This window comes from Aeromonas diversa CDC 2478-85, assembly GCF_000819805.1.
Lineage (GTDB): Bacteria > Pseudomonadota > Gammaproteobacteria > Enterobacterales > Aeromonadaceae > Aeromonas > Aeromonas diversa.
Genome location: NZ_CDCE01000022.1, coordinates 1 through 12,597, shown reverse-complemented (window position 1 = coordinate 12,597; position 12,597 = coordinate 1). Strand labels below are relative to the sequence as shown.

Annotated in this window: 9 protein-coding genes; 2 read left to right on the top strand and 7 right to left on the bottom strand. The window is 64.2% G+C overall.

The annotated features are described in order from the left end of the window. Positions 1-277: 277 nt before the first annotated feature. From hslU to argS, 4 genes are all read right to left on the bottom strand, one after another. Positions 278-1,606, bottom strand: coding sequence for an ATP-dependent protease ATPase subunit HslU (hslU, locus tag BN1121_RS08060; RefSeq protein ID WP_005362253.1), 1,329 nt, complete (start codon positions 1,604-1,606; stop codon positions 278-280). Positions 1,607-1,660: 54 nt separating this feature from the next. Then, positions 1,661-2,194 (bottom strand): ATP-dependent protease subunit HslV, encoded by a 534-nt coding sequence (hslV, locus tag BN1121_RS08055; protein ID WP_005362255.1) that lies wholly within the window; start codon positions 2,192-2,194, stop codon positions 1,661-1,663. 128 nt (positions 2,195-2,322) lie between these two features. Then, positions 2,323-3,111: an SPOR domain-containing protein gene (locus BN1121_RS08050; protein ID WP_005362256.1), complete on the bottom strand. Its 789-nt coding sequence runs from the start codon at positions 3,109-3,111 to the stop codon at positions 2,323-2,325. Positions 3,112-3,114: 3 nt separating this feature from the next. Continuing rightward, entirely contained in the window at positions 3,115-4,860 is a 1,746-nt protein-coding gene (argS, locus tag BN1121_RS08045) for an arginine--tRNA ligase (protein ID WP_005362258.1), read from the bottom strand. Between the two features lie 278 nt (positions 4,861-5,138). Between argS and BN1121_RS08040 the strand changes: the two genes are divergently transcribed. Continuing rightward, positions 5,139-5,702: an LON peptidase substrate-binding domain-containing protein gene (locus BN1121_RS08040; RefSeq protein WP_005362260.1), complete on the top strand. Its 564-nt coding sequence runs from the start codon at positions 5,139-5,141 to the stop codon at positions 5,700-5,702. Position 5,703: 1 nt separating this feature from the next. On the opposite strand, the gene BN1121_RS08035 is transcribed toward BN1121_RS08040, so the two are convergent. The 3 genes from BN1121_RS08035 to BN1121_RS08025 all read right to left on the bottom strand — a co-directional run bounded on the left by BN1121_RS08035 (position 5,704) and on the right by BN1121_RS08025 (position 9,620). Continuing rightward, the gene (locus tag BN1121_RS08035; RefSeq protein WP_005362261.1) at positions 5,704-6,756 is read right to left on the bottom strand and encodes a heparan-alpha-glucosaminide N-acetyltransferase domain-containing protein; all 1,053 of its coding nucleotides are present in this window, start codon (positions 6,754-6,756) and stop codon (positions 5,704-5,706) included. Continuing rightward, entirely contained in the window at positions 6,753-7,337 is a 585-nt protein-coding gene (locus tag BN1121_RS08030) for a TetR/AcrR family transcriptional regulator (RefSeq protein ID WP_005362263.1), read from the bottom strand. The genes BN1121_RS08035 and BN1121_RS08030 overlap by 4 nt, the downstream gene beginning before the upstream one ends. A gap of 291 nt (positions 7,338-7,628) precedes the next feature. Continuing rightward, positions 7,629-9,620 carry an exoribonuclease II gene (locus BN1121_RS08025; protein WP_005362266.1) on the bottom strand — a complete coding sequence of 664 codons (1,992 nt, stop codon included), beginning with the start codon at positions 9,618-9,620 and terminating at the stop codon, positions 7,629-7,631. A 288-nt stretch (positions 9,621-9,908) separates the two neighbouring features. Between BN1121_RS08025 and uvrD the strand changes: the two genes are divergently transcribed. Beyond that, positions 9,909-12,080, top strand: coding sequence for a DNA helicase II (gene uvrD / locus BN1121_RS08020; protein ID WP_005362267.1), 2,172 nt, complete (start codon positions 9,909-9,911; stop codon positions 12,078-12,080). Positions 12,081-12,597 lie beyond the last annotated feature (517 nt).

Below are 12,597 nucleotides of genomic sequence, written 5' to 3'. Positions count from 1 at the left end.
CTACCGCGAGTTCGGCAGGCTTTGGTTATCCATCCGCGCCTCACGGCGTGTTCACGCCGAGCGGCAGTACCATGCTCACCAGGTTATCCTCCATCGACACCTCTACCTTGAACCCAACCTTGCGCGCCAGGGTGACCATGCCCCGATTGCTCGGCACCATGCTCGAGGCCTTGCTGTAGGCTTCACGCCTACTGTTCCTCTCGGGATGTTATCGCCATAAGGGAATAAAAAAACGCCTCCCATCGGGAGGCGTTTTGATGTTGGTAAAAAACTGAATTTACAGGATAAAGCGGCTCAGATCCTCGTCTTCAATCAGCTTGCCGAGGTGGGTGTTGACGTAGTCGGCGTCGATGGTGAAGGTCTGGCCCGATTTCTCGGAAGCATCAAAGGAGATGTCTTCCATCAGGCGCTCCATCACTGTGTGCAGTCGGCGGGCGCCGATATTTTCGGTGCGCTCGTTGACCTGCCAGGCGGCCTCGGCCAAGCGGCGGATGCCGTCCTGGGTGAAGGCGATGGTGACGCCCTCGGTGGCCATCAGGGCCTGGTACTGATCGGTCAGGGATGCGTTCGGCTCGGTCAGTATGCGCTCGAAGTCCTCGGTGGTCAGCGCGCCCAGCTCGACCCGGATCGGAAGACGGCCCTGCAACTCGGGGATGAGGTCGGACGGGCGGGCCACCTGGAAGGCGCCGGAGGCGATGAACAGGATGTGGTCGGTCTTGACCATGCCGTGCTTGGTGTTGACGGTGCAGCCCTCGATCAGCGGCAGCAGGTCCCGCTGCACCCCCTCGCGGGAGACGTCGGGGCCGGAGACTTCACCGCGCTTGCAGATCTTGTCGATCTCGTCGATGAAGACGATGCCGTTGTTCTCCACCACCTCGATGGCCTTCTGTTTGAGCTCTTCCGGATTGACCAGCTTGGTGGCCTCCTCCTCGGTCAGGACCTTGAGGGCCTCCTTGACCTTGAGCTTGCGCTTCTTTTTCTGGCCCTGGCCCAGGTTCTGGAACAGCCCCTGCAGCTGGTTGGCCATCTCTTCCATGCCCGGCGGTGTCATGATCTCCACGCCCATGGGGCTGGCGGAGAGCTCCAGCTCGATCTCCTTGTCGTCGAGCTGCCCTTCGCGCAGCTTTTTGCGGAAGATCTGGCGGGTGTTGGAGTTGTCGGCCTTCTCCTCTTCCCCCCAGGTGTTGCGTGGGTTGGGCAGCAGGGCGTCGAGGATGCGCTCTTCGGCGGCTTCTTCGGCGCGGTACTTCATCTTCTCGACCTCGGTCTCGCGCACCAGCTTGATGGCGGCGTCGGTCAAATCGCGGATGATGCTGTCCACTTCCTTACCCACGTAGCCCACCTCGGTGAACTTGGTGGCCTCGACCTTGATGAAGGGGGCGTTGGCCAGTTTGGCCAGGCGGCGGGCGATCTCGGTCTTGCCGACACCGGTCGGGCCTATCATCAGGATATTCTTGGGGGTCACCTCGTGGCGCATCTCTTGATCGAGCTGCATGCGGCGCCAGCGGTTACGCAGGGCCACGGCCACCGCACGCTTGGCGTCGGCCTGGCCGATGATGTGACGGTCCAGCTCGTGAACGATTTCTCTCGGGGTCATCTCGGACATGATGGGATTCCTGTGTCGGGGGCGGCGTCGCCGCCCCGCAGAATGGGGGAGCGCTTATTTCGGCTCGTAGTCCAGCACTTCCACTGTGTGGTGCTGGTTGGTGAAGACGCAGATGTCGCCGGCGATCTTGAGGGCTTTCTCGACGATACTCTTGGCATCGAGATCGGTGTTCTCCAGCAGGGCGATGGCGGCAGACTGGGCGAAATTGCCGCCCGAGCCGATGGCGATGAGATCGTGCTCCGGCTGCACCACGTCACCATTGCCGGTGATGATGAAGGACTTGTTCTCGTCGGCCACGGCCAGCAGGGCCTCGAGGCGACGCAGGGCGCGATCGGTGCGCCACTCCTTGGCCAGCGCCACGGCAGCGCGCTCCAGGTTGCCCTGATGGGCCTGCAACTTGGCCTCGAAGCGTTCGAGCAGGGTGAAGGCGTCGGCGGTACCACCGGCAAAGCCGGCCAATACCTTGCCGTTGTAGAGGCGGTGGACCTTGCGGGCATTGCCCTTCATGACGGTGTTACCCAGGGAAACCTGGCCATCGCCACCGATGACGACCTGACCGTTGCGGCGAACTGAAACTATGGTGGTCACTTGCTGTACCTCGCTTGGGGCCATGACCCCGAAGGCGGGGTCAACTGTGCATGGGAAGAGAGGTGGGGGCGGGCAAGGGGGTTTTCAAGGTAAAAAAACGCCGGCAGAGCCGGCGTCGCTGTTCGGGATCACTGCTTGCGCGGTATGCAGCCGCTGATGCCGGAGGCCTGCAACCGCTTGTTGGCCGCGTCGGCGGCTGCCTTGCCGTTGAAGGGGCCGACCACCACCTTGTAGACGGTGCCACTGGCGCCGTTGACGGTCTGCAGACTGGAGCTCAGGCCGGCGGTGAAGGCAATTCGGGCCTTGAGCGACTCTGCCGCATCCTGAGATCGCAGGGCGGCACACTGCATCATATAGCGTCCGCTGTCGGCGGTGGTCTTGGCCTTCTCCGCCTGCTCCCGCTCCAACTCGGCGCGCAGCTCGCGTTCCATCTGCTCACGCTCTGCCTTGCGGTCTATCACCTGCTCCTGGGCGGTTGCCACCGGGGCGGCGGTGCCTGGTTGAGGCTGAGTGATGGGCGTACCGGGCTGTGGGACTTGCGTCTGCACCGGCTTGGGCAGAGGCGGGGGCTGTAACGTGACCGTCTCGGCGGGCGGCGGAGGCAGCACACCCGGCTGGGGAGGCGGCTCGACGATGTCGACCTGCTTGTTCTCCAACCGCTCCATGTAGCTCCACTTCTCCTGGGGCAGACCCGGCTTGTCGGCCTTGGGCTTGTTGGCCCGCACCTGTTCCTCGATGGAGGGGCTAGCGTCACCCTTGCCATTGATCACATAGAGGAAGCCGCCGAAGCCGGCCAGCAATATCCCGGCCACCAGGGCCGGGATGAGTGGAAAGCCGCGTTTGGGGGCGCTCCGTTTGCTGTTACGTCCACCGGCCCGTCGCTTCGGGCCGCTGCCGACATAATCCCGTGTCGCCATGGATTACATGCGCTCCAGGGTGTGGATGCCCAGCACGTCGAGGCCCAGCTTCAGCACCTTGGCGGTGGCGGCGCACAGCAGCAGACGGCTCTGGCGAGTCGCCTCGTCGACGCCGTCCTTGTTGATCGGGCAGGCTTCGTAGAAGGTCATGAAGTTGCCGGACAACTCGTAGAGGTAGGTGCACAGCAGGTGCGGCATGCCCTTGTCGGCCACGCCGTTGACCGCGTCGGAGAACTGGATCAGCTTCTGGGCCAGGGTCTCTTCGGCCTCTTCGGTCAGGGTGATGGTGCCGGTGAGGGTCGCCGGATCCACCTCGGCCTTGCGGAAGATGGACTGGATACGGGTGTAGGCGTATTGCAGGTAGGGCGCGGTGTTGCCCTCAAACGACAGCATCAGATCCCAGTCGAACACGTAGTCGGTGGTGCGGTTCTTGGAGAGATCCGCATACTTGACCGCACCCATGGCGATGGCGTTGATCACCTTGGCGCGCTCCTCACCCTGGATGTCGCTGCTGCGGCTGTCGAGCAGGGCGGCGGCGCGCTCTTCGGCTTCGTTTAGCAGGTCGACCAGCTTGACGGTGCCGCCGGAGCGGGTCTTGTAGGGACGGCCATCCTTGCCCAGCATCATGCCGAAGGCGTGGTGCTCGAGGGGCACAGACTCGGGCACATAGCCTGCCTTGCGAGTGATGGTCCAGGCCTGCATCAGGTGCTGGTGCTGACGGGAGTCGATGAAGTACATGACGCGATCCGCCTTGAGGGATTCGACACGGTACTTGGCGCAGGCGATGTCGGTGGTGGTGTAGAGGAAGCCACCGTCACGCTTCTGGATGATGACGCCCATGGACTCGCCATCCTTGTTCTTGAACTCGTCCAGATAGACCACCAGGGCTCCGTCATCCTCGACCGCCAGGCCGCGGGCCTTCAGATCCTCTGCGATGGCGGGGAGCATGTCGTTGTACATGGACTCGCCCATGATGTCCTTGTTGGTCAGGGAGACGTTCAGGCGATCGTAGTTGCGCTGGTTCTGCTCCATGGTCATGTCGACCAGCTTCTTCCACATGGTGCGGCAGTACTCGTCCCCGCCCTGCAGCTTCACCACATAGGCGCGGGCGCGCTCGGCAAAGGCCTCGTCTTCGTCATAGAAACGCTTGGCCTGGGTGTAGAAGGCTTCCAGGTCGCGCAGTTCCATGTCGGAGGCGTGCTCGTTCTCCATCTTCTCCAGATACGCGATCAGCATGCCGAACTGGGTGCCCCAGTCACCGATGTGGTTGGCACGGATCACGTCGTGACCGAGGAACTCCAGGGCGCGCACCGCCACGTCACCGAGCACTGTGCTGCGGATGTGGTGTACTGCCATCTCCTTGGCCACGTTCGGTGCCGAGTAGTCGACCACCACACGCTGGGGCGCCGGCAACTTCACGTTGGCGTTGGCGCTGGCGTTGATCGCGTCGATTTGACCGGCCAGCCAGGCCTTGTCGAAGAAGAAGTTGATGAAGCCGGGACCGGCGATCTCGACCTTGGCCACCTGGCTGGAGGCAGGCAGGTGCTCGATGATGGCGGCGGCCAGCTCACGGGGATTCTTGCCAGCCGGCTTGGCCAGCAGCATCGCCAGGTTGGTGGCCAGGTCGCCGTGAGCCTTGTCCTTGCATCGATCGACTTGAATGCGGGCCTCCAGCTCGACCGGCAGCATGCCGGCGGATTTCAGGTTGGCAACCGTCTGTTCAAGTAGATGATGAATATGCTCTTTCATAACTGACCACCAATGGTTATGCGTCGAAACGTGACTTGAGTTTAAAGGCGTGAATTTTACCCGTAACGGGCCGAGAAAACCACCACACGGGCGGGGTGGAGAGGGCGCGAGCAGGCATCTTCACTGGTAAGGGGCACCCTCGTCCGCAGGATATTTCGGATAAGTGGTGCTTATCCATTTTTACTGCATATCCAAACGGTTTAACAGTTAGATTTCGCCTTTCTTTTATAATAGTGACAGTGGATCGCGCTGGACCTGTGTCGACGTCGGAGTCTCTGATGGAGCTACCTCTCTTTCCCCTCAACGCTCACCTGCTACCCGGTGGCATCATGCCGATGCGCATCTTCGAGCCCCGTTACCAGCGTCTGGTCTCACTGGCATCGGCCCGGGGCTTCGTGCTTTGCATGCTAGATCCCCAGGCGCAGCAGGCGGTGCGCAACATGTTACCCATCGGCACCCGGGTCGAGATCGTCGACTTCGACCTGCTGGGCGATGGCCTGCTCGGCATCACGGTGCGCGGGGTAGAGCGGGTGCGGGTCGGTGAGGTGCGCCAGGAGGCAGATGGCCTGCGCTGGGGTGAGGTGGCGGCACTTCCCCCTTGGCCATCGGTGTCGGTGTCGCCGGCCTTCACCCCCCTGGTGGAGAAACTCATAGAGGTGTTTGACGACTACCCGGAATACGGCGCCCTCTATCGAGAGCCCCACTGGGAGGATGGCTGCTGGGTGGCCCAGCGCTGGCTCGAGATGCTGCCGCTCTCCCCCCATCAGAAACAGTGGCTGCTGGGAGAGGAGAGCAGTGCCCCGGTTCAGGCCCTGCTGGAGCGACTGGTGCAGCCTGGTTGACTCAGGCTGCCCTGGGCTCGGGTCTGGCATCGCACAGGTGGCGCATCAGGCTCTCGAGGGGGCCGCGCCCAAAGCGTGCCTCCCAGCGGGCCGCGAACAGTCCCGCCGCCACCAGATAGAGCTCGGCTGCCAGCAGCATCTGCCACAGCCCTTGCCCCTCCAGCCACCCCATCTCCTCGAGGATCCCCATGCCGATCAGAATGTGCGCCATATACAGGGTGAGGGTCTGGCGCCCCATGGGCAGCAGGGCGGCCAGCAAGGCCGGTGGGCGGGCACATCCCATCAGCAGCAGGCAGCCGCCGATCAGGGCGCAGGCGATGCCGCCGGCAAACAGCAGATAGAGGGGCAGGGGGGGCAGGGGAGCGAGGGCAAACAGGGAGGTCCAGGCCGGGAACAGGGCCGACAGTGCCAGTGAGCTTCCCTTGGCGAGCAGGGCAGTGGCTGCGCCTCCCAACACCAGACGCCACTGAATGCGCCGCTCCCCGAGGGGCTGGCGGCTGAGCATGAGTCCGACCAGCAGGAAGGCGAGCCAGGGCACCACGGGGTGCCAGCCGTTGAACAGCAGGTTGCGCACAAACCCGGTGGGCTGCCAGAAGCCGGAGTAGCTGAGATCTTCCCAATGCCACCCCGCCTGATAGTCGAGTACGAACAGCAGGGTGACGAAGAGATCCGCCAGCCCGAGCGCCAGCACCAGCAGCAGAGACGAAGGCAGGCGCAGGCAGAGGGCGGCGATCAGAAAGTAGACCCCGTAGTAGTGAATGATATCGGCCGGGAAGATCAGCACGTTGAGCAGGCCGAGCGCGAGCAGGAACAGGCCGCGCCGGACCGTGTGGGCGGCGGCGTCTCCAAACGGCAGGCGTCGGGTGCCGAGTCCGAGCCCAATCCCCGCCAGCATCACGAAGATGGCGGCCGAGCGCCCTTCCAGCGCGGTCAGGGCGTCGAGCAGCCAGCCTGGGCCCGTGGTCGCCCCCATGGCGAGTCGAAAGTTCACCAGCACCATGCCGCACAGGGCCAGCGCCCGGGCGAGATCCAGCCCCTCCAGTCGTGTCTTCATGACATCTCTCCCAACAGGTGAATGAGTAGCGCATCGAGCTCGCCCTCCTCCATGCCGAGGGCTGCGCGCAGTGCCTGTCCCTCGATGGCGTCGATCAGCCAGCGGGCCAGCAAGTGGGGCTCGGCGCCGCCGCGCACCGTGCCCTCCTGACGGCCGCGGGCGATGGCGTCGGCCAGCGCCTGCTCCAGCTGCCTCTGGTGGGTGGCAAACGGGGCGGCCAGCTCGGTGCGACGGGTCAGCTCGGCCAGGATCTCGGTGCCGAGCAAGAGGTTGTCGGGCTGGCGTGCCCAAGCCAGGTAGTCGTGGGCGAAGCGGGTCAGGGCCGGGCGCGCCGGTCCCTGGGCCAGCGCCCCGAGCATGGGGGCCAGCTCCTCGGCCTCGAGCGAGGCGATCAGGGCGATCAGCGCCTCCTTGCCCGGAAAGTGGTTGTAGAGGTTGCCAAGGCTCACCCCGGCGGTGGCGGCGATCTCCCGCATGCCGGTCTGATGAAACCCCTTCTCGACGAAGCAGGCGAGCGCCGCCTCGACGATACGCGCTCGCCGCGCGGCTTTGACCTTCTCCTCACCCGTCTCGGTTGCCATCGTACTGCCCCTCTTGGTCGCCGCCTTCCACGGCCCCACCCTGCAAGAGGGGGCGTGAACAGAATAGAGAGCGAACGTTCGTTCACTCAGGATTGCCCAAGAGTAGCGCCTTATACCGAAGAAGGGGAAAGACCATTTGGGGGGAGTGTCAGGGCGAGAGAGATGGTGGCCTGGGGGGAACAGAAAGGTGTCGGTGACAGGAACTAGAGCGCCCTGAGGCGTCGGCCGCAGGCCAGCAAGGAGGGGCGGCATAAAACAGAGAGCCCGGCGCAGGCCGGGCTCTCGGGGGCATTACTCGGCAGCCGGGGTGTCGGCGGCCGGCGCCTCGGGCAGCGGGCCCGGTACTATGGCCACGGCGGGCTTGGCGACCACAGAGCGGGTCTCTTCCACCACCTCGGCCAGCTTCACGGCGAGGGTCTGGCCCAGCTCCATGATCGGCTCCTTGTCGAGGAAGACACGGCCGCTGTCCCAGTTGCACTCCAGGCGATCCTTGTTGTCGAGGATCAGCTTGGCCGGCACGAAGGCGACGGCGCCGTTCTCGCGCAGACGCACCTTGAGGCCGGCACGCATCACGTCGATGATCTCGCCCTCGAACACAGTGTCGGTGGCGACTAGGGGGGCCAGGAAGCGGGCATAGAGCCAGTCGGCGATGTCGCGTTCCACCATGCGGTGCAGGCGGCGGCAGTCGGTCAGGTGCTGGGTCAGCTCCTCGCTCGGGCGTGCGCCCGGTTGCTGGCCGGCGATGACGGCTTTGAGCAGGCGATGGTTGACCATGTCACCGTATTTACGGATCGGCGAGGTCCAGGTGGCGTAGGCATCCAGACCCAGGCCGTAGTGGGCACCCGGCTCGGCCGACATCAGGGCATAGCTCTGGAAGCGGCGGATCTTGCCGTCCAGCCAGCGGGTGTCGAGGCCGTCGATCCAGCGGCGCAGGGCGCAGAAACCGGAGAGGCTGGCGATCTCTTCCTTCTCGAACGGGGCCTCGGCGCTCTTGAGCAGCTCGATGGCGCCGTCGAGGGAGTCCTCGTCAAAGCCGGTGTGGACGTTGAAGATGCCGTAGCCGACTGTCTTGCCCAGCACGCGGCCGGCGCAGATGTTGGCGGCGATCATCGACTCTTCCACCATGCGGTTGGCGAGGCGGCGCGGTGACACGTGGATGGCCAGCACGGCGCCGTTATCACCCAGCTCGAAGTCGTAGTCGGGACGGTCCGGGAACACCAGGGCGTGCTCGGTACGCCAATTGATGCGCGCCTCTGTCATGGCCTTCATCAGCGGTAGCTGGGCCAGCACGGCGGCGTCCACGTCCAGCGGCTTGTCGTGCTCGAAGAGATCCGAAACGTCGTCATAGTTGAGACGGGCGCGCGAGCGGATGCGGGCGGCGAAGAACTCGGTCTGCTCATCCAGCAGGCCATCCTTGTGGATGGTCAGGCGGGCGCACAGGGTGTTGCGCTCCTCGCCCTCTTTCAGGGAGCAGAGCTCGTCGGAAAGGGTGCGCGGGATCATGGGCACGTTGCGACCCGGCATGTAGACGGTGAAGGCGCGCTGGGCGGCCTCCTTGTCCAGTTCGCTCCCTTCGGCCACGAAGGCGGTCGGGTCGGCGATGGCGACCAGCAGCTCCCAGCCTTGCTCGGTCTCACGGATGGCGAGGGCGTCATCCATGTCCTTGGTCTTGGGGCCGTCGATGGTGAAGAAGGCGACGTCGGTGAGATCCTGGCGCGGCAGATCCGCCTCCAGATCTTGCCACTCGGGCAGGTCGGCCGGCTCGATCTGGGCCAGGTTGTGGCGCGCCAGCACTACCCACCAGGGCACGTTGTGGTCTTCCTTGTCGGCGATCTTGTGGGTGATCTCGGCGAAGAAGCCGTTGTCATTGAGGGCATGACGCTTGAGGGTGGCCACCACCCAGTCCCCTTCCTTGAAATCCTTCTCGTCCAGCCCCTTCTTCGGGCGAGCCTTCATCGCCTCTTTCATGTTGGGGTGATCCGGCACCACGTTGAGGCGGTCACGGAACATCTTCACGCGGGCGACGAAACGGGTCAGGGAAGGTTCCAGCAGTTCATCCGGCTCGGCCACCTCCTTCTCGTTTTCGGTGCGGATCAGGGCGACCACGCGGTCACCGTGCAGCACCTTCTTCATGTAGGGAGGGGGCACGAAGTAGCTGGTCTTCTCATCGACCTCAAGGAAACCGAAGCCCCGGTCGGAGGCGCGGATCACGCCCTCTTTCTTGGGGATATTCTCGCGGATTTGTTGCTTGAGCTGAGCCAGCAGCGGATTGTCTTGGAACATAATGGGGAACCTGATGGATTAACGCCCAGCACTATACGGACTTGGCCCCCTCATGCCAAGGAACGCACCGTGGACGGCGCCATCTTATGGTCCAATATTTCGCCGTCTTTGCGTGGCCTGGTCGGGCTCTTGTCGCTCTTTGGGCACAGGGATGTGCCAGCGCAGTGGAGGGGGGCGAGGGCGCTGTTGGAGTAGACTGACGCCTCTCAACGAGAGGTGCGCGTGGTGTTGGTCATCGGGTCGCCACTTCCGTATAATCGCCGCCTGTATAAATAAACAGGAGTGGTGATGGACGTTTCAAGCCTGCTCGATGGCCTCAACGACAAGCAACGGGATGCGGTGGCGGCACCGCGCGGCAACCTGCTGGTACTGGCGGGGGCCGGCTCGGGCAAGACCCGGGTGCTGGTGCACCGTATCGCCTGGCTGATGCAGGTAGAGCGCTGCTCGCCCTTCTCCATCCTGGCGGTGACCTTCACCAACAAGGCGGCGGCCGAGATGCGCGGCCGGGTCGAGCGGGTGATTGGCACCGATCAACGCGGCATGTGGATCGGCACCTTCCACGGCATCGCTCACCGCCTGCTGCGCGCCCACCACCTGGACGCCGGCCTGCCCCAGGACTTCCAGATCCTCGACTCGGACGATCAGTACCGCCTGATCCGCCGGGTCATCAAGGCGCTCAACCTCGACGAGAAGCATTGGGCCCCGCGCGAGGTGATGGGGTACATCAACCGCAAGAAAGACGAGGGGCTGCGCCCCGGCGACATCGATCTCTACGGCGACCCGGTCACCCGCACCTACCAGAAGATCTACCAGACCTACCAGGAGACCTGCGATCGCGCCGGCCTGGTGGACTTTGCCGAACTCTTGCTGCGTGCCCACGAGCTGTGGCTCCATCGCCCCCACATCCTCGAGCACTACCGGGATCGCTTCCAGAACATACTGGTGGACGAATTCCAGGACACCAACGGCGTGCAGTACGCCTGGCTGCGCATGCTGGCCGGCGACACCGGCAAGGTGATGATAGTGGGCGACGACGACCAGTCTATCTACGGCTGGCGCGGCGCCAAAATCGAGAATATCCAGCGCTTCCTGACCGACTACCCGGGCGCCGAGACCATCCGTCTCGAGCAGAACTACCGCTCCACCGCCACCATCCTCAAGGCCGCCAACTGCGTCATCGCCAACAACGCCGAGCGCCTCGGCAAGGAGCTGTGGACCGAGGGGGCCGAGGGCGAGCCGATTTCACTCTACGCCGCCTTCAACGAGGTGGACGAGGCCCGCTTCGTGGTGGGGCGCCTGAAAGAGTGGCGTGACAAGGGGGGCATGCTGGCCGACTGCGCCATCCTCTATCGCTCCAACGCCCAGTCCCGCATTTTGGAAGAGGCGCTGATGCAGGACGCCATGCCCTATCGCATCTACGGTGGCCTGCGCTTCTTCGAGCGCCAGGAGATCAAGGACGCGCTGGCCTACCTGCGCCTTATCAACAACCGCGGCGACGACGCCAGCTTCGAGCGGGTGGTCAACACCCCGACCCGCGGCATCGGCGATCGCACCCTCGACATCATCCGTGGCCACGCCCGGGATCGCGGCCTCAACCTGTGGCAGGCGTCGCGCGAGCTGCTCGCAGACAAGGTGCTCTCGGGCCGTGCCGGCAACGCGGTGCGCGGTTTTGTCGATCTCATCGACGGCCTCGAAGAGCAGGTGGGCCTGCTGCCCCTGCACCAGCAGGCAGACATCACCATCCAGAACTCGGGCCTCAAAGCCATGTACCTGGCCGAGAAGGGCGAGAAATCCCAGGCGCGGGTGGAGAACCTGGACGAACTGGTGACCGCCTGCCGCCAGTTCACCCGCCCCGAAGAGGCGGACGAGATGAGCGATCTCTCGGCCTTCCTGGCCAACGCGGCGCTCGAGGCTGGCGAGGGCCAGGCCGACGAGCACGCCGACGCGGTGCAGCTGATGACGCTGCACAGCGCCAAGGGGCTCGAGTTCCCCCTGGTCTTTATGGTGGGGGTGGAAGAGGGCATGTTCCCGAGCCAGCAGACCACCGAAGAGGCCGGGCGCCTCGAGGAGGAGCGGCGCCTCTGTTACGTGGGCATGACCCGCGCCATGGAGAAGCTCTACCTCTGCTATGCCGAGAGCCGCCGCATCTACGGCCGCGAGATGTTCCACAAGCCGAGCCGCTTCATCCGCGAGATGCCCGCCGAATGCCTGGAGGAGATCCGCCTGCGCACCCAGGTCAGCCGTCCCACCCAATATGGCCGCTTCAGCCAGAACGAGGTGCAGCAGAGCTTCGCCCAGAGCGGTTTTAACCTGGGCCAGCGGGTGCTCCATCCCAAGTTTGGCGAAGGCACTGTGCTCAACTTCGAGGGGGTCGGCCCCCAGAGCCGGGTGCAGATCCACTTTGACGACGCCGGCGCCAAGTGGCTGGTGGCGGCGTATGCCCGCCTTGAGGCGCTGTAGGGTGCCGCGTACCCGCCTGTGATGTGAAAAGGAGCCGATGGCTCCTTTTTGTTAGCGAGGTTTCGCCCGCCCTGCTGGCTTGGGCGAGTGACTTTTCTTTGCGTGGCCAAAGAAAAGTCACCAAAAGAAAGGCTACCCCCGCCAATCCGCTGGCTTCGCCAGTGTCCTCGGTTCAGAACCAACGTTGGACGGGCCGCCGCAGACGGCACATCCCTGTGCCGGCTGCGGCTACGCCATCATCCCTGATGGCGTCCCTGACGTTGGCTCTGACCCTCGGCGGATTGGAGGGGGATCAATACCGTGCCTACCTTTGGCTTGGAAGCATCCTGGATGGTCACTTTAGCGAGAACGAGGGGCGCACGATCTCCGACGCCAGCGGCATCAAACTCGGCCGGCGGATGCTTCATCGGAAATCGGGGAAGGGACAGTGCTGAACTTCGAGGGGGTCGGCGACAAGTGGCCAGTCACTGACTGCTCCAAGCCGGAAGTGCCCTAACTGTATGGAGATGGTATTCAC